Source organism: Priestia megaterium NBRC 15308 = ATCC 14581 (assembly GCF_000832985.1).
GTDB lineage: Bacteria > Bacillota > Bacilli > Bacillales > Bacillaceae_H > Priestia > Priestia megaterium.
This window is the reverse complement of the sequence record NZ_CP009920.1, coordinates 885,904-902,879: the sequence shown is the minus strand read 5'-3', so window position 1 is coordinate 902,879 and position 16,976 is coordinate 885,904. Positions and strand designations below refer to the sequence as shown.

Genomic DNA, 16,976 nt, shown 5'->3' with positions numbered 1-16,976 from the left:
TTCGGTAATTTTAATTATTGATTATAAGGAGATAGGTTTTATATGCTATCAAAAGATAAACTTGCTCGTATTAATGCTCTTTCAAAAAAGGCAAAGGCTGAAGGTCTGACAGAATCTGAAGCGAAAGAACAGCAAGAGCTACGTCAGGAATATTTAAAAGTTTTCCGACAATCTATGACAAACCACCTTCATACGATTAAAGTTGTGGACGAAGAAGGTAAAGATGTTACGCCTAAGAAGTTAAAAGAGAGTAAAAAGAAGCGTCTTCACTAAGACGTTCTAGTAAAACTAGAGGGAATGTTCCCTCTAGTTTTTTGTATATTTTTAATAAGGCACACAAAAACTGTAAAAGTGGAAAATTTTTTGGTTCAAGTATTGTACAAATAAGCAAATCATTAGTATGATAACATATGTACATAGTTTTGAAAGGAATGAAGAGTATGACACAACGTATTGAAGATCTTTCGATTGCAACAATTCGTACTTTATCAATCGATGCGATTGAAAAAGCAAATTCAGGTCACCCAGGTATGCCAATGGGAGCTGCTCCAATGGCATATACATTGTGGACAAAATTTATGAACATCAATCCAAAGAATCCAAACTGGTTCAACCGTGACCGCTTTGTATTATCAGCAGGACACGGATCGGCACTATTATACAGCTTGCTTCATTTAGCTGGATATGACTTATCAATTGAAGACCTTAAAAACTTCCGTCAATGGGGAAGTAAAACACCAGGTCATCCAGAGTTCGGTCATACAGCAGGTGTTGATGCAACAACTGGCCCACTAGGACAAGGTATTGCAATGGCTGTTGGTAAAGCAATGGCAGAACGTCATTTAGCTGAAACATACAACAAAGAAGGTTTAGAAATTGTAGACCACTTTACGTATGGTATTTGTGGTGACGGAGACTTAATGGAAGGTGTATCTGCTGAAGCAGCTTCATTAGCAGCACATTTAAAATTAGGACGTTTAGTTGTTTTATACGATTCAAACGATATTTCTTTAGACGGAGATTTAGATCGCTCGTTCTCTGAAAACGTAGAAGATCGTTTCAAAGCTTACGGATGGCAAGTAATCCGCGTTGAAGACGGCAATGACTTGACAGCGATTGCAAACGCAATTGAAGAAGCAAAAGGCGATTTAACACGCCCAACGCTAATTGAAGTAAAAACAACAATCGGATTTGGTTCTCCAAACCACGCGGGTACTTCTGGCGTGCACGGTTCTCCATTAGGTTCCGATGAAACAAAATTAACAAAAGAAGCTTATGCATGGACATTTGAAGAAGATTTCTATGTGCCAGAAGAAGTGTATGCTCACTTCAAAGCTACAATTGCTGAAGATGGCCAAAAGAAAGAAAACGAATGGAACGATGTATTTGCACAGTATAAAGAAAAATACCCTGAACTAGGTCGTCAATTTGAACTAGCAGTAGAAGGAAAGTTACCGGAAGGCTGGGAAGAAACGCTTCCAGCATACGAAACGGGTTCAAGCCTAGCTAGCCGTGCTTCTTCTGGAGAAGTATTAAACGCAGTAGCACAAGCTGTACCTCAATTCTTCGGCGGTTCAGCTGACTTAGCTGGCTCAAATAAAACAATGATTAAAGGTTCAGAAGACTTCACTGCAGCTGATTACAGCGGACGTAATATCTGGTTTGGTGTACGTGAATTTGCAATGGGAGCTGCATTAAACGGTATGGCTCTACACGGCGGTGTAAAAGTATTCGGAGGAACATTCTTTGTATTCTCTGATTATCTTCGCCCAGCAATTCGCTTAGCAGCTTTAATGAAGCTTCCTGTAACATATGTATTCACACATGACAGTATCGCAGTTGGAGAAGACGGCCCAACACATGAGCCAATTGAACAATTACCATCACTTCGTGCAATGCCAGGTCTTTCAGTGGTTCGTCCTGCAGATGCAAATGAAACAGCTGCTGCATGGCGCCTAGCATTAGAATCAACTGACCGCCCAACGGCGCTTGTATTGACTCGTCAAAACTTGCCAACGCTTGAAGGTACAAAAGAAAATGCATACGAAGGCGTGTCTAAAGGTGCATACGTTGTATCTAAAGCTGGTAAAGACCAAGCGGATGCATTAATACTTGCAACAGGCTCTGAAGTAAGCCTAGCAGTAGAAGCACAAAAAGCATTAGCTGCAGAAGGCATTGACGTATCTGTAGTAAGTATGCCTGCATGGGACCGTTTCGAAGAGCAATCTGCTGAGTACAAAGAAAGTGTTATCCCTAAATCAGTGAAAAAACGTTTAGGTATTGAAATGGCTTCTACACTTGGCTGGGAACGCTATGTTGGAGACGAAGGACAAGTTCTTGGTATTAATCACTTCGGTGCATCTGCTCCTGGTGAAACAATCATGAAAGAATTTGGTTTTACAGTTGAAAATGTAGTAGCAAAAGTGAAAAGCTTGCTTAATGCATAATTCTTTTTCATAAGAAAGAGCGGACTCCTGTGGTCTGCTCTTTTTTTTCGACAAAAAAACAAAGGAATTTTTTCATCGATAGACAAGCATTGCGTACACCATTCGGTATAATGGTACAAAAAAGAACGAGCCGAAAGGGAGGATGAATCGTGAGAACGTATGAAGTATATTTAATGGAGGAAGAAGTTGCATCATCCTATTTTCGAAGAGAAAAGCTCATTTATCAGCTGCTGATTGAATATAGAATGAAACGTCACTTGCAGGAAACGCACTTACAAAAACAAGTTCATTACATTACTCGCCAACTGCCCATTTCATTTATTCAACGAGAATTGCTTCAGGCGTTTTCTCATTATCCTCATTTTTTTACTCATCAAGAGACGTTTGTGCTGGAATATCCTCATAAAAAAAGTCGAGCATCTATAAAATTAACGAATCGCTGTATAACAATTGAAGGAGATGGCAATGTTGATGCTGAGACAGCTTTTTTTGAAGTATTACGCAAGCTAGATCCTTGTTTTTTAGCAGTGAATTATGGAACGGATGAATACGGCTGGCTGAGGCCTGTGAAAACAAGAAAATTTGTGTAATTATTTAAGGAAATTGGAACGGAAATATTGTATAATAGCGTATGGTCTAGTACACTGTAAGTTAGACAACACGAAGGAGGAAGTAATACCATGGGAATGTATATTCTAGTTGGTGTTCTAGCATTAATTGTTGGGATAGCGCTAGGATTTTTCATTGCTCGTAAGTATATGATGAGCTATCTGAAGAAAAATCCACCAATTAATGAACAAATGTTAAAAATGATGATGATGCAAATGGGCATGAAACCATCGCAGAAAAAAATTAACCAAATGATGAAAGCAATGAACGGCCAAATTAAATAATGGTTAATTGGACAGACACTCTCTATTCAGAAGGGTGTCTTTTGTTTTATGATAGAGATAAGAAAATAGTTGTGGGGCTAGGGGGATACGATGAAAATTTTTCGAGAGTTATGGTGGTTTTTCAAACAGGAAAAAAAGTCTTATATAACGGGGATAGCGCTGCTCATTATTGTGGCAGCATTAGAACTTCTCCCGCCTAAAATTATTGGTTTAACGGTAGATGGCATTAAAGAAGGGACGCTGAATGGAAAGCGCTTAATGCAGATGGTTGGCATTTTGCTAGGAGCTGCTGTTGTGGCCTATTTCACAAGATACATATGGCGTATTATGATATTTGGTTCATCTGTTAAACTAGCCAAGCAGCTGAGAAATACCCTCTACACTCATTTTACCAAGATGAATCAGGCCTTTTATCAACGGCGGCGAATTGGGGATCTGATGGCTCATGCAACAAACGATATTCAAGCTATTCAACAAACTGCAGGTTCGGGCGTTTTGACACTCGTGGATTCCATTGTCACAGGAGGGCTTGTTCTATGCACAATGGCCCTCACAATCAGCTGGAAATTAACGCTTATTTGCCTTATTCCTATGCCGCTTATGGCCGTTTTAACAAGTTACTATGGTACATTGCTTCATGCGCGGTTTCATCACGCACAAGCAGCATTTTCTACTTTAAATGATAAGGTTCAAGAAAGCATTAGCGGAATTAAAGTCATTAAGACGTTTGGGGAAGAAGCAGCTGATGTCGAAGAATTTCGCATTAAGTCTGCAGATGTTGTGCAAAAGAACATGAAAGTAGCCCGAGTAGATGCATTGTTTGATCCGACCATTTCGATTATTGTAGCACTTTCTTTTTTACTTGCTCTTATTTTTGGCAGCAAGATGGTTATTAGTGAAGAGTTAACACTGGGTCAGCTTGTTACCTTTACAACTTATTTGGGCCTTCTTATTTGGCCGATGCTCGCGTTTGGCTGGCTATTTAACATTGTAGAACGTGGAAGAGCATCATATGATAGGGTATTTTCTTTATTAAAAGAAGAAAATTCGATTGAAGAAGCAGCGCATCCTAGCGTTGAAATGCCAACAGGAAATATTGAAGCTGTTATTCATAGGTTTTCGTATGGTAAAGAAGACGCATATACGTTAAACGAAATTTATTTTACACTTTCTCGCGGTCAAACGTTAGGGATTGTCGGAAAGACGGGTGCTGGGAAAACCACGATTTTAAAGCTGCTGCTTCGTGAATTTGATGTAAGAGACGGAGCTGTTTTATGGGGAGGAAAAGACATTAAAGACTATGCTTTTGATTCATTGTACAAAAGCATTGGATATGTTCCTCAAGATCACTTTTTGTTTTCAACAACAGTTGCTGATAATATCGCTTTTGGAAAAAGAGAAGCAAGCAATCAAGAGATTAAAGAAGCGGCTAAGGTTGCCAATGTACATAGAGACATTCTCGATTTTACAGATGGCTATCAAACAATAGTAGGCGAAAAAGGCGTTTCATTATCAGGTGGACAAAAACAGCGTATCTCGATTGCAAGAGCTCTTCTATTAGATCCTGAGCTTTTAATTTTAGACGACTCGCTATCAGCGGTAGATGGAAAAACGGAAGCGGGTATTTTACAAGCGCTGAAGCAGAAACGTCAAAATCGAACAACGATTATTACAGCGCATCGGCTGAGCTCGGTTACTCATGCAGACCTGATTCTTGTATTTGATAAAGGGAAAATTATTCAGCGAGGAACTCATGAGGAACTGCTTAGCGTGAGCGGCTGGTACCAGGATATGTACGATAGACAGCAGCTTGAACGTGCGGTAGAAGAAGGAGAGACGAAAAATGAAAATTGAGCATTCTTCGGTACATAAACGTCTGTTTCGCTATACAATTCCGCATAAAAAATCATTTTTTTTAGCGTTCACACTATTATTAATTGCTACGGCTGCGGATTTATTAGGGCCCATTTTGATTAAAATTTTCATTGACGATTATTTAACTCCTAAGTATTTGCCTCTTCAGCCTCTTGTGTGGCTGGCTAGCAGTTATTTGCTTTTACAGCTTTTAAAAATTGTCGTTCAATACTTTCAGCTTCTGCAGTTCCAAAAAATTGCGCTTCAAATTATTCAGCAGATTCGAATTGACGTTTTTTCTCATGTTCATCGCTTGGCTCTTCGCTTTTTTGACAACACGCCCACGGGAAGCCTGGTATCTCGAATTACAAATGACACGGAAGCCATGAAAGAAATGTTTGTAGAAGTCATCGCGGTTTTTATTCAAAATGGGGTATTTTTGGTCGGTATTTTTATAGCCATGTTTATGCTAGATATGAAGCTGGCTTTTTATTGTTTAGTTCTTCTCCCGTTCATTTGGGGACTTATGAAGCTTTATCAGCATTACAGCGCTATTTACTACGGACAGCTTCGAGAGAAACTAAGCCAGTTAAATGCCAAGCTTCATGAGTCTTTGCAAGGCATGTCTATTATTCAGCTATTTCGTCAAGAAAAGCGGCTGCGCTCGGAATTTGAAGAAATCAATGATGAACATTACAAAGCGGGGATGCGCAATATTAAGTTAGATGGTTTGCTGCTAAGGCCGGCAGTCGAAATTCTTTACATTTTGGCCGTTATTCTTGTGCTCAGTTATTTTGGTATTTCCGTAGCTGACAGTCCTGTTAAAATTGGTGTTCTTTACGCGTTTATCAACTACTTGGATCGTTTTTTTGAGCCTGTTAATGAAATGATGCAGCGTCTCTCTATGTATCAGCAAGCGATGGTATCAGCCTCTCGGGTATTTGACTTGATGGATGAAAAAGAAAAAAATCCAGTCATGACAGGAGAACAAAAGCAGGGGGTACAAAAAGGAACGGTAGAATTCAGAAACGTAACGTTTTCCTATGATGGTGTTCGAGATGTACTTTCTGATATATCGTTTACGGTAAACGAAGGAGAAACAGTGGCTTTAGTAGGCCATACGGGAAGCGGGAAAAGCTCCATCATTAATTTATTAATGCGTTTTTATGAGCAGCAAAAAGGAGACATTTTGATCGATAATAAACCGCTATCGTCTTTTTCAAATAAACAGCTTCGAGATGAGGTAGGGCTAGTGCTTCAAGATGCCTTTTTATTTGCAGATACCGTGAAACGAAATATTACGCTGCACGAAGACCATTTTTCTGATGAACAAGTAAAAGCAGCGGCGGAATTTGTGCAAGCTCATGCATTTATCGAAGCCCTTCCAAATAAGTATAATGAAGTGCTAGTCGAAAGAGGTTCCACTTTATCAAGCGGCCAGCGTCAGCTCTTAGCATTTGCAAGAACGGTCATCCGGAATCCTAAAATCCTTATTCTTGATGAAGCAACAGCACACATTGATACACAAACAGAAGAAGCGATTCAAGAAGTGTTAAGAGATATGGGAAAAGGCCGTACAACAATTGCGATTGCCCATCGTTTATCCACTATTCAACACGCCGACTGTATTTTAGTACTGCATAAAGGAAAAATCGTCGAAAAAGGCACACATACTGAACTGCTAAACAAAGGCGGTTTGTACTATAATATGTATCAGCTTCAGCACAGTGAAAAAGAAGAGAATTTCAGCAAAGAAACAGGAGTAAAAGAGATTTATACAGAATTGATAGAGTGAAGGTAAAAAAAAGAAACAACCTTCATGAAGAGGTTGTTTCTGTTGTTTGAGCAGGGAATTCATTGTAAACGTTTAATAAATGATCTAATTCTTGACTATGTTTAATAGCAGGTGGAGAGTTTAATCCACTTACTCGGACTATGCGGATGAGTTCTTCTCGTTTCTTTTCAATCGCTAATAGAATATCTTTTTTGGCCAATGCTATGTATCCCTTCTAACAAGTCGTTTACCTAATTATACAAGATAATGGTACTATTTGAAAGAAGTGAGATAAGACAATTTGGTTACAAAATGGTAACGAAAAAGAACAAAAAGAACAAAAAAGGGAAGTGGGAAATGTGGGAGATTTAAATTTGTTTTTGGCATTTGGCGCGGGGTTTTTATCGTTTATTTCACCCTGCTGTTTGCCTTTGTACCCAGCTTTTTTATCGTACATAACGGGAGTGTCAGTTAGCGAGCTAAAGGAAGGCGCTAAGTCACATCAGCGCAAAGCTTTTATTCACACAGCATTTTTTCTATTGGGGTTTTCTGTTATTTTCATTATGATTGGCTTTGCTACTTCTTTTATTGGTCAGTGGTTTTTTAACTATAAGGATTTAATTCGGCAGATTGGCGCTATTCTTATTATTTTCTTTGGTCTAGTTGTACTAGGAATTTTTAAGCCTCGAATTCTTATGCAGGAACACAAGCTTAAATTCGCAAATAAGCCGGCTGGACTCTTAGGTTCTTCTTTTATTGGTATGGCTTTTGCTGCCGGCTGGACTCCGTGTACGGGCCCTATTTTAGTATCAGTTATGGCCCTTGCAGCGACAAACCCAGGCTCCGGTCTTTTGTATATGATAGCTTATTCACTTGGGTTTTCTATTCCATTTTTTATTATGACGTTTTTTATCGGGAAAATGAACTGGTTAAAAAAACATATGAATTCTATGATGAAAGTTGGCGGATATGCAATGATCGGTATGGGATTTATTTTGTATTTTGACTGGATGACAAAAATTATTATTTATACAACGAGCGTATTTGGAGGGTTTACGGGCTTTTAAAAAGGGAAGATGATAAAAAAAAGAATCTGATAATTGGCAGATTCTTTTTATTTTTCAAAAGATAAAATAGTTACTTTTGCTCTTAGGAAATATACAAGAATATGATGTAAAAAATATATAGAAAAAAATTTTTTTACTATATCTTCTATAAATACGGAGTGATACAATGAAATCGTCATATTTTTAATTGTTAAAAAGAGGTGTATAAATTGAAAGATATTTTGTTAATCTTGCTTTTGCAACTGATCTATGTACCGATCTTGACGCTGCGCACAATTTTTTTAGTCAAAGGTATGAGTATGTATGCCTCGGTTTTTGGATTTGTTGAAGCGTTAATTTATGTATTCGGCTTATCTCTTGTATTTTCAGGAGATCAAAGCACGCTTGCTATGGTTGTATATGCAGTTGGGTTTGGAGTGGGAATTATTCTTGGAAGTTATATCGAATCTAGACTTGCTATCGGATATACAACATTCTTAGTTAACCTTATGACCAAAAATGAAGAGTTAATTAACCGCCTTCGACAGGAAGGTTTTGGTGTTACTGTTTACCAAGGAGAAGGAAGAGACAGTGCACGCTATAGATTGGACATTTTAACAAAAAGAAGTAGAGAAGAAGAGCTATTAGCATTCATTGAAGAATATGAGCCTCGTGCTTTCATTATTTCGTACGAGCCGCGTAAATTTAAAGGCGGGTTCTTACTAAAATCAATGAAAAAGCAAAAACAAAAGCAAAAAGCAAAAGCGGATCTTACCTCTACTAAATAAAAACAGAAGAGACACTCTTTTGTTTTTTTGTTGCACTTTTACTTCTGATGTTTTTTGGATTATAATATAAGCAAACACTAAACTATAGTAAAGGAAGGATTTCATTGGTTATTGCTTCAACACTTGTCGCAATTTTTATGGCTTCTTTCATATTAGTTATTCGAATGAAAGCTGCTGATAAACCAACGAATGCAAAAAAAATTATACTTCCGCCTTTTTTTATGAGTACGGGAGCATTAATGTTTATCTTTCCAATGTTTCGAGTAACGGGTGCAGAACTGCTTGAGGCGTTAATAGCAGGCATGATTTTCTCAATCCTGTTAATTAAAACGTCTAAATTTGAAATTCGTGACGATCATATTTACTTGAAGCGTTCAAAAGCTTTTGCATTCATTATTATTGGTTTGCTTATTATTCGAATTGCAATGAAAATATATTTAAGTTCTTCAATTGATGTTGGCCAGCTTGGCGGTATGTTCTGGATTTTAGCATTTGGTATGATTGTACCGTGGCGCATTGCTATGTACACATCGTACAAAAAGCTCGAACGAAAGCTGCATAATGATCGTCTTGGGAATACAACGATATTAAACTAAAAAAGGTGGCTGCGCAGCCACCTTTTTTAGTTTAAAATAAATGCTGATAAGGGACGGCATCTATTTTTTGCTTTTTTAATGTTTTTAATAAAAATTTATGATCACGTTTAGGCGTAGCTAAAATGTATCCACGTACGATTAAGTCTTCCGTTATAGAGGCTGCTTGTTCCTCAATTGCGAGTTCCCCAATTTTTCCCGCGATTTTTTGTTTGGCTACATCGCGAAATAGTTCAGGTACTGGTTCAACAAGAACGTTTAATAGCTGCTTTTGATCCGCTGACCAAAGGTGGACGGTTTTGGAAAGATAGTGATCTTGCCAATCAAGCTCAGACATGCCGTCTTCTTTTGGTAAGCGCTTTAAAAATTTCCTGAACATAAAAAATCCGCCGATAGCAAACATGCTCATTAAAAAGACCACCCAAAATAAAATAACCCATAAAAACCAGCCCTCTAGCATATTTTTCACTCCTTTATAAAGAGGTCAATCCTAACATTACTATATTTATACATTTATTATAAAAGCCTTGTTCCTTTTATGGCAATATAAAATTCCTGTACTTTATGCGAGAGGAAAGTCTTTATTGACTCATCAATAAGTTTATATAGACTTATTGATGAGTAAAATATCGTTAGAATTATCTAAAAATGCTTATTTTTCAGCTTTTTAAAAGTTGGCACGTTTTTTGCATATAAACTAATTGAAGAATTATTTAATATGAGAGGAAGATAAAAAATGAGTCAAACTTTTAGCAAAGTAGCAACAAATTTACCGGGAGAAAATGCAAAGCAATTATTAGATAGAAGACACCGTGCCATTCCGAAAGGTGTAAGTTATGGCATTCCGACATTTGCTGATACGGCTGAAGGGGCGATCGTTAAAGATGTCGATGGCAATACGTTTATTGATTTCGTAGGCGCAATTGGCACAATCAATGTAGGGCACAGTCATCCAAAAGTAAAAGAAGCGCTTCACAAACAAGTAGACCGTTTTATTCACACGGGATTTAACGTAATGATGTATGAGTCATACGTAGAGCTTGCAGAAAGATTAGCAGCAATTGCACCGGGTGAATTTGACAAGAAAGTATTACTTTTAAATAGCGGAGCAGAAGCTGTAGAAAACGCAGTGAAAATTGCTCGTAAATATACAAAGCGCCAAGGAATTATTTCCTTTAACCGCGGTTTCCATGGCCGTACATTAATGACAATGACAATGACAAGTAAAGTAAAACCATATAAATATGAATTTGGACCGTTTGCTCCTGAAGTATACAAAGCTCCATATCCTTATGAGTATCGCCGTCCACAAGGGTTATCAGTTGAAGCATACGAAGATTTCATGATTACAGAATTCAAAAACTTCTTAAATACAGAAGTAGCACCGGAAACGATTGCAGCTGTTGTAATGGAGCCGATTCAAGGCGAAGGTGGTTTCATTGTTCCAGGTAAACGCTTTGTGCAAGAAGTGTATCAATTATGTAAAGAGCACGGAATTTTATTTGTATCAGATGAAATTCAAGCAGGATTTGCACGTACAGGCCGCTACTTCGGTATTGAACATTTTGACGTTGAGCCTGATTTAATTACGGTATCAAAATCATTAGGAGCTGGCGTACCAATCAGCGGTGTCATTGGCCGTGCTGAAATCATGGATGAATCTAATCCTGGTGAGCTTGGCGGAACGTATTGCGGAAGTCCTCTTGGATGTGAAGCAGCTTTAGCTGTACTTGATATCATTGAAGAAGAAAAGCTAAACGAACGCGGTGAGTACCTTGGAAAAGTGGTAACATCACGATTTGAAAAACTAGCAGAAAAATATGACTGTATCGGTGATATCCGCGGATTAGGAGCAATGTCTGCGATTGAGCTTGTGAAAGACCGTGAAACAAAAGAAGCAGACAAAGAGCTCACACAGCGTATCGTAAAAGAAGCAAACAAACGTGGATTATTACTGCTTAGCGCAGGAGTATTTGGAAACGTTCTTCGTATCTTAATGCCGATTGTTATTACAGATGAGCAGCTGGAAGAAGGCTTAGCTATTTTTGAAGCAGCACTAGAAGCAAGCGTACAGCAAACGGTTGAAGTGTAAGTGAAATTGAGACATGAGTGAAGAGAGAACTCTTCACTCATTCTTCATGAATCGCAAAGAATAGGTATGTTTGGACACTCTATTTATAGATTTTTCATTTTCTGATAAAATAAAATAATAATTATTTTTTGACGAAAAGGTGATTCAAATGACCATTCATAAAAAGCATATTCAGCAAATTAACGACGAACTTTACGATATATTTGAGTCATCATTTGATGAAATCTTTGTAACTGATGCAAATGGATATGTGTTAGTTGTAAATTCAGAGTGTGAAAAAAACTATGCTTTGAAAGTGGAAGATTTTATTGGAAAGCACGTAAAAGAACTGCAGGAAATGGGGATTTTTTATCCTTCGGCCACGCTAAAAGTGATTGAATCTAATCAAGCAATTGAATTGGTTCAAAAAACAAACTCCGGCCGGTATCTTCATGTGCGGACAAGGCCGGTATTTACAAACGACGGGCATTTAAAAAGCGTTATTAGCTATTCTCGGGATCTCACAGACTTAATGGAATTAAAACGAAAAGTAGAAGAGATGGAAGAACAGCTTGAAAACTATAAAAAAGAGTTAAACGAAGCCGTGGATTTAGAAGGCATCGTGACAAAAAGTGAAGCGATGAAAAAAGTTTTTTCAACCATTCAACGAGTTGCTTCTGTAAATACAACCGTTCTTTTACTTGGAGAAACAGGGGTAGGAAAAAGCAGAGTGGCAAAACTGCTTCACCAGCTTAGTACAAGAAAACAGCAGCCGTATCATGAGCTTAATTGTGCAGCGCTTCCTGAACAGCTTATTGAATCAGAGCTATTTGGCTATGAAGGCGGTACGTTCACTGGAGCATTTCGAGAAGGGAAAAAAGGGATCATTGAGCTTTCGAACGAAGGCACGCTTTTTCTAGATGAGATTGGTGAACTTTCTCTTTCAGCACAAAGTAAGTTGCTCCATGTGCTGCAAGACCGTACAATTCGTCCCGTGGGTTCAACAAGAGCAGTATCAATAGACGTACGAATTATTGCTGCTACGAATCAAAATCTAGAACAAATGGTCGAAGAAGGAAAGTTTAGACGTGATTTGTACTATCGACTTAACGTGGTGCCAATTACGATTCCACCTTTACGAGAGCGAAAAGAAGATATTCTGCCTCTTGTCTATCAGTTTCTTCATCATTTTAATACGGTATATGAACGTAATGTACGCTTATCACCAAAGGCATTAGATGCATTTTTAGGACAGGAATGGAAAGGAAACGTTCGCGAAGTGGAAAATATCATTGAGCGCCTGGTTGTTACAGGAGAAGAAATGATTACGCTTAAAGACTTGCCATTTGCAAAAGAGTTTGCTATCGACCCACCTGTGCATACGCTTCCTGAAATGATTGAACATGTGGAAAAAGAAATGGTCATCAAGGCGTTTGAACAGCATAGGTCGTCTTACAAAGTAGCAGAACAGCTTGGTATTAGCCAATCGCAAGCCAGTCGTAAAATTCGAAAGTACGTTTCGGACAGCACAGAATATTGAGTAGATAAATTTAAGCAGGGAGTGAAGAAATATGAAGCAAGCAAACTTATATATTAACGGAGAATTTGTTTCAGCAAATGATACATATGAAGTGGTAAATCCAGCAACAAATGAAGTAGTGGCTGCTGTTGCAAAAGGTGGAGAAAAAGAAGCAAAGCTAGCAGCAGATGCTGCCTATGAAGCGTTTCAAACATGGTCTAAAAAAACAGCAGAAGAGCGCGGTAAATTATTATTTAAATGGCATCAGCTGATCGAAGAACACACGGATGAACTTGCTGAAATAATGACAGTTGAGCAAGGTAAGCCTCTTAAAGAAGCAAAAGGTGAAATTGGCTATGCCAACGGATTTGTTTCATGGTACGCAGAAGAAGGCAAACGCATTTACGGAGAAACAATTCCAGCTTCTTCTCCTAATAAACGATTATTTGCTCATAAGCAGCCTGTGGGAGTCATGGCAGCTATTACACCTTGGAACTTCCCGGCAGCTATGATTACGCGTAAAGTAGCCCCAGCTTTAGCAGCTGGATGTACAGCGGTTATTAAACCCGCAGAACAAACGCCACTAACGGCTCTTCGACTAGCAGAGCTTGCACAAGAAGCGGGTATTCCAAAAGGCGTAATTAATGTAGTTACGGGAGATGCAAAAGCGATTGGAGAAGCGTGGCTTCAAGATGGACGCGTACGTAAACTATCGTTTACGGGCTCTACAGAAGTAGGTAAACTGTTAATGCGCGGAGCAGCTGATACGGTTAAAAAAGTGTCTTTAGAGTTAGGCGGACACGCTCCGTTTATCGTAACAGCAAATGCTGATTTAGACAAAGCAGTAACAAATGCAATTGCTTCTAAATTCCGTAACGCTGGTCAAACATGCGTATGTACAAACCGCATCTACGTGCACGAGTCTATTGCTAAACCGTTCGCAGAGCAGTTTGCAGCGGCTGTTAGTCAGCTGAAAGTCGGAAACGGTTTAGAAGAAGGTACGGATATCGGACCTTTAATCGATGAAAAAGCGTTAGAAAAAGTAAAGCGCCACTTAGATGATGTTGTAGCAAAGGGTGGAAATGTCTTAACTGGAGGGGCTGTACGCGAAGAGGGAAGCGGGCTTTTTGTTGAGCCTACGGTTGTAGATGGTGCAACGGACGACATGCTTTGTATGTACGAAGAAACATTCGGACCAATTGCTCCAATTGCGACGTATCAAACAGAAGAAGAAGTTATTCGCCGTGCAAATAACTCTCCTTACGGATTAGCAGCCTATGTGTTCACTGAAAATATTTCAGAAGCTATTCGTATTGCTGAAGCTTTAGAATATGGTATTGTAGGGTTAAATGATGGACTACCTTCTACACCACAAGCGCCGTTTGGCGGCTTTAAAGAAAGTGGACTTGGACGTGAAGGCGGACATTACGGAATTGAAGAATATTTGGAAGTAAAATATATTTCTTTAGGCTTTTAATAAAAAGTGATTTCGCTTTCCTGCGAAATCACTTTTTTAGTAATAGTACACGTGGGGAATTTGTGCATGGATTGATTGAAAATTCATGAATAAAAAACAAAATTCTTCTAGAGTACAGCATTCAAGGTCTTCGCAATCGTGAGAATTAAAAAAATCTTCTAGTATAGTTGGCTCGGCGTCTTTAAATAACCAGTGGTGTTCAACATCTTCAAATTTGCCTCGATAAACCTCGCTCAGTCCATAAAAGTCAAATATATCTTCCAACTGCTTTTGGTGCATAGCCATCCCTCCTCTTTTTAGTATAAGAAAAAGAAAGAGATATTAAACAAGCCGTCATACTACTTTGTTTTTTTTTATAAAATCTCGTATAGTTAATAGTAATGACAAGCAAAGGAGTTTCGGCATGTTTACATATATCACGTTATTTGGTTTTCTTGGATTCGCCGTGTATTCGAGTACGTGGATTTATTCCATTGTCAAAAAAGATGGAAGAGCAAAGAAAAATGGAAAGGGTACTCTTATTAGTTTTCTTGTGATGCTTATCGGGTTAGTCGGTCTGCAGTTTACGTAACTATAGATTATTTTGACATTTTTACCACCTTCACTTATAGTTAACGTTGGGCGAACATATGTATGATTTTGGTCACGGTGCTTGCCTTAAGTTGAAAAAGAAAGAAGGTGGCATATTTGAGATATCACACACATATTGCAACATCGATTGCTGCCGGTGCCGGTGTGGCTATAACAGGAGACGCTTCGTTTACATTTCCTTATGTTGTAGGCATTGCGATTGGAGCGCTGCTTCCTGATATTGATGAACCAAATTCATATATTGGTAGAAGATCTCTTGGTCTCGCAAAAGTCATTAAATCTATTTTTGGACACCGAGGTATTACGCATTCTATTCTTGCAAGTGGACTTATTTTTTATTTACATACGATGTATAACAACGATTTTACATTAGGGATAGCCTATGGATACGCTTTTCATATTCTTGGAGATTTCTTTTCTAAACGAGGGGTACCTTTTTTCTCTCCTCTTAGCAAGAAGAAGTTTAAGCCTCCTTTAACATATGAAACAGGTGGTGGAGCAGAGACTCTCATCTTTTACCTGGCAGTGATAGGAAGTTTTTATATGCTTTATAAGTATCAGCTGTACACCCAGCTGTTTTAAAGAAAGAAGCCATCTGATTTACTCAGATGGCTTCTTTTACACTTCTACCACATAAAGTTCAGGCGTTTTCATAGGCAGGGTAATGGTAATGCTTGTGCCGTCATTTTCTTCGCTTGATACGTGAAAAAAACCATTATGCTCATTAATAATTTTGTTACAAATGGTTAGTCCCAGGCCTACTCCTCGTTCTTTTGTTGTATAAAAAGGCTCTCCTATATGAGAGATACGCTTTGAGTCAATTCCACATCCGCTATCTTTTATCACAATACATAGCGTTTCTCTAGCTGCTTTTTTAATCGATACAGTCAGCTTGCCGCCACTTTCCATCGAATCAATGGCATTTTGTATAATATGAATAAATGCTTGGGTTAGCTGTGTTTTTTGCCCACTAATGAGCAGGGGATGTTCTTTTGGATAATGGCGAATGATGTGGATATTTTTGACTCCAGTAACCGGTTCAAATTGCTTTAATACCTCATCTAGCAAGTCTGTCATAACAAGGCTTTCTGTATATGCGTACTCTCGTTTAGCTAAACTCATAAATTCTGCGATAATATGTTCAATTTGCGAGAGCTCATGCTGAATGAGATCTCGATAAATCATTGTTTTTTTCGGCTGCTGTGTCTCACTGAACAGTTGTATAAACCCTTTAATGGTTGTCAAAGGATTTCTAACCTCGTGTGCGATACTTGCAGCAAGGTGACCAATGACAGAAAGTTTTTCTGAATTTCGGATCTTTTTCTCTGCTTGTCTTTTTTCTGTTACGTCTCGTGAGACAAATACAAACCCTTCGATTTCTCCAGTGGATGTGATAATTGGAGCGCCTTTACATTCTAATAAAACGATGGTGCCATTCACGTGAAACTTTCGGTATTCAAATGTGGAGGCATCTTTTGTTTTGCTCATGTTAGCTAAAATAGTCGAGATTAGGTGTTTGTCTTCAGGATACGCATTGATAAGCACATGTTGTCCAATAAGCTCATCAGGATAAACGCCTAAAGTTTTAGCGTAAGAAGGAGAAGCGTATTCATAAATGCCATCTCCAGTAATAGCACATACTAAATCATGGGTATGAGATAAAATAGCTTGATGCTTTGGTTCATTGTCATCCGTCATGATTCGATCTTTTAATGGATAAAAAAGCTGATCTTCTTGGTTCGTGAAGGTGTGCCGAACTTGAGTGCCGCACATTCTGCAAAAATTATAGTCTTCCTTATAGTTACAAGAAGGACAAACGGGCATCGAATCACTCCAATCAGATCTATGCAATGAGAGAGTTCTCAAGCATATATAATCATTATTATATATTCAAATTATAGGAAAAAATATGAAAAATCAAAT

Annotated in this window: 18 protein-coding genes; 14 read left to right on the top strand and 4 right to left on the bottom strand. The window is 38.4% G+C overall.

Annotation, left to right across the window (positions count from 1 at the left end):
* Window positions 1-42: 42 nt before the first annotated feature.
* The 6 genes from BG04_RS05235 to BG04_RS05210 all read left to right on the top strand — a co-directional run bounded on the left by BG04_RS05235 (window position 43) and on the right by BG04_RS05210 (window position 6,989).
* On the top strand, window positions 43-273 hold the full coding sequence (locus BG04_RS05235) for a DUF896 domain-containing protein (protein WP_013058775.1): 231 nt from the start codon (window positions 43-45) through the stop codon (window positions 271-273).
* A gap of 167 nt (window positions 274-440) precedes the next feature.
* Window positions 441-2,447 (top strand): transketolase, encoded by a 2,007-nt coding sequence (gene tkt, locus BG04_RS05230; RefSeq protein WP_013058774.1) that lies wholly within the window; start codon window positions 441-443, stop codon window positions 2,445-2,447.
* 149 nt (window positions 2,448-2,596) lie between these two features.
* Complete coding sequence (gene sirA, locus BG04_RS05225; protein ID WP_013084721.1) at window positions 2,597-3,037, top strand: sporulation inhibitor of replication protein SirA; 441 nt, start codon at window positions 2,597-2,599, stop codon at window positions 3,035-3,037.
* Window positions 3,038-3,127: 90 nt separating this feature from the next.
* Window positions 3,128-3,340, top strand: a complete 213-nt coding sequence (locus BG04_RS05220) for a YneF family protein (protein ID WP_013058772.1) — start codon at window positions 3,128-3,130, stop codon at window positions 3,338-3,340.
* Window positions 3,341-3,430: 90 nt separating this feature from the next.
* Window positions 3,431-5,194, top strand: a complete 1,764-nt coding sequence (locus BG04_RS05215; protein WP_034649302.1) for an ABC transporter transmembrane domain-containing protein — start codon at window positions 3,431-3,433, stop codon at window positions 5,192-5,194.
* The gene (locus BG04_RS05210; RefSeq protein ID WP_034649304.1) at window positions 5,184-6,989 is read left to right on the top strand and encodes an ABC transporter ATP-binding protein; all 1,806 of its coding nucleotides are present in this window, start codon (window positions 5,184-5,186) and stop codon (window positions 6,987-6,989) included. Before BG04_RS05215 ends, BG04_RS05210 begins: the two co-directional genes overlap by 11 nt.
* A gap of 22 nt (window positions 6,990-7,011) precedes the next feature.
* Here the strand turns inward: BG04_RS05210 and BG04_RS05205 are convergent, their stop codons facing one another.
* The gene (locus BG04_RS05205; RefSeq protein WP_013084718.1) at window positions 7,012-7,188 is read right to left on the bottom strand and encodes an aspartyl-phosphate phosphatase Spo0E family protein; all 177 of its coding nucleotides are present in this window, start codon (window positions 7,186-7,188) and stop codon (window positions 7,012-7,014) included.
* Between the two features lie 139 nt (window positions 7,189-7,327).
* Here BG04_RS05205 and BG04_RS05200 point away from each other — a divergent pair, with 139 nt between their 5' ends.
* From BG04_RS05200 to BG04_RS05190, 3 genes are all read left to right on the top strand, one after another.
* Complete coding sequence (locus BG04_RS05200; protein ID WP_034649306.1) at window positions 7,328-8,035, top strand: cytochrome c biogenesis CcdA family protein; 708 nt, start codon at window positions 7,328-7,330, stop codon at window positions 8,033-8,035.
* A gap of 209 nt (window positions 8,036-8,244) precedes the next feature.
* A complete protein-coding gene (locus BG04_RS05195) occupies window positions 8,245-8,802 on the top strand; it encodes a DUF2179 domain-containing protein (protein WP_034649310.1) in 558 nt (185 codons plus the stop codon).
* 104 nt (window positions 8,803-8,906) lie between these two features.
* A complete protein-coding gene (locus tag BG04_RS05190; RefSeq protein ID WP_016765340.1) occupies window positions 8,907-9,398 on the top strand; it encodes a CcdC family protein in 492 nt (163 codons plus the stop codon).
* A 31-nt stretch (window positions 9,399-9,429) separates the two neighbouring features.
* On the opposite strand, the gene BG04_RS05185 is transcribed toward BG04_RS05190, so the two are convergent.
* Window positions 9,430-9,855 carry a DUF2621 domain-containing protein gene (locus BG04_RS05185; RefSeq protein ID WP_013058765.1) on the bottom strand — a complete coding sequence of 142 codons (426 nt, stop codon included), beginning with the start codon at window positions 9,853-9,855 and terminating at the stop codon, window positions 9,430-9,432.
* Window positions 9,856-10,131: 276 nt separating this feature from the next.
* Here BG04_RS05185 and gabT point away from each other — a divergent pair, with 276 nt between their 5' ends.
* From gabT to BG04_RS05170, 3 genes are all read left to right on the top strand, one after another.
* Complete coding sequence (gene gabT, locus BG04_RS05180) at window positions 10,132-11,487, top strand: 4-aminobutyrate--2-oxoglutarate transaminase (protein WP_014458523.1); 1,356 nt, start codon at window positions 10,132-10,134, stop codon at window positions 11,485-11,487.
* A gap of 148 nt (window positions 11,488-11,635) precedes the next feature.
* On the top strand, window positions 11,636-13,006 hold the full coding sequence (locus BG04_RS05175; protein ID WP_034649314.1) for a sigma-54 interaction domain-containing protein: 1,371 nt from the start codon (window positions 11,636-11,638) through the stop codon (window positions 13,004-13,006).
* A gap of 31 nt (window positions 13,007-13,037) precedes the next feature.
* Complete coding sequence (locus BG04_RS05170; protein ID WP_013084712.1) at window positions 13,038-14,462, top strand: NAD-dependent succinate-semialdehyde dehydrogenase; 1,425 nt, start codon at window positions 13,038-13,040, stop codon at window positions 14,460-14,462.
* A 36-nt stretch (window positions 14,463-14,498) separates the two neighbouring features.
* Here BG04_RS05170 and BG04_RS05165 read toward each other — a convergent pair whose 3' ends face one another.
* Window positions 14,499-14,741: a hypothetical protein gene (locus BG04_RS05165; protein ID WP_016765337.1), complete on the bottom strand. Its 243-nt coding sequence runs from the start codon at window positions 14,739-14,741 to the stop codon at window positions 14,499-14,501.
* A 124-nt stretch (window positions 14,742-14,865) separates the two neighbouring features.
* On the opposite strand from BG04_RS05165, the gene BG04_RS30925 reads away from it, so the two are divergent.
* Both BG04_RS30925 and BG04_RS05160 read left to right on the top strand, forming a co-directional pair.
* Complete coding sequence (locus BG04_RS30925; RefSeq protein WP_013058761.1) at window positions 14,866-15,033, top strand: hypothetical protein; 168 nt, start codon at window positions 14,866-14,868, stop codon at window positions 15,031-15,033.
* A gap of 116 nt (window positions 15,034-15,149) precedes the next feature.
* Window positions 15,150-15,635, top strand: coding sequence for a metal-dependent hydrolase (locus tag BG04_RS05160; protein WP_013084711.1), 486 nt, complete (start codon window positions 15,150-15,152; stop codon window positions 15,633-15,635).
* 36 nt (window positions 15,636-15,671) lie between these two features.
* Here BG04_RS05160 and BG04_RS05155 read toward each other — a convergent pair whose 3' ends face one another.
* Window positions 15,672-16,877: an ATP-binding protein gene (locus BG04_RS05155; RefSeq protein ID WP_034649316.1), complete on the bottom strand. Its 1,206-nt coding sequence runs from the start codon at window positions 16,875-16,877 to the stop codon at window positions 15,672-15,674.
* Window positions 16,878-16,976: the final 99 nt, after the last annotated feature.

Bases quoted from the DNA above. Each gene is read 5' to 3' on its own strand.
- BG04_RS05235 (WP_013058775.1), top strand. From the start codon at position 43: ATGCTATCAAAAGATAAACTTGCTCGTATTAATGCTCTTTCAAAAAAG.
- tkt (WP_013058774.1), top strand. From the start codon at position 441: ATGACACAACGTATTGAAGATCTTTCGATTGCAACAATTCGTACTTTA.
- BG04_RS05220 (WP_013058772.1), top strand. From the start codon at position 3,128: ATGGGAATGTATATTCTAGTTGGTGTTCTAGCATTAATTGTTGGGATA.
- BG04_RS05215 (WP_034649302.1), top strand. From the start codon at position 3,431: ATGAAAATTTTTCGAGAGTTATGGTGGTTTTTCAAACAGGAAAAAAAG.
- BG04_RS05210 (WP_034649304.1), top strand. From the start codon at position 5,184: ATGAAAATTGAGCATTCTTCGGTACATAAACGTCTGTTTCGCTATACA.
- BG04_RS05185 (WP_013058765.1), bottom strand. From the start codon at position 9,855: ATGCTAGAGGGCTGGTTTTTATGGGTTATTTTATTTTGGGTGGTCTTT.
- gabT (WP_014458523.1), top strand. From the start codon at position 10,132: ATGAGTCAAACTTTTAGCAAAGTAGCAACAAATTTACCGGGAGAAAAT.
- BG04_RS05175 (WP_034649314.1), top strand. From the start codon at position 11,636: ATGACCATTCATAAAAAGCATATTCAGCAAATTAACGACGAACTTTAC.
- BG04_RS05170 (WP_013084712.1), top strand. From the start codon at position 13,038: ATGAAGCAAGCAAACTTATATATTAACGGAGAATTTGTTTCAGCAAAT.
- BG04_RS05165 (WP_016765337.1), bottom strand. From the start codon at position 14,741: ATGCACCAAAAGCAGTTGGAAGATATATTTGACTTTTATGGACTGAGC.
- BG04_RS30925 (WP_013058761.1), top strand. From the start codon at position 14,866: ATGTTTACATATATCACGTTATTTGGTTTTCTTGGATTCGCCGTGTAT.
- BG04_RS05155 (WP_034649316.1), bottom strand. From the start codon at position 16,877: ATGCCCGTTTGTCCTTCTTGTAACTATAAGGAAGACTATAATTTTTGC.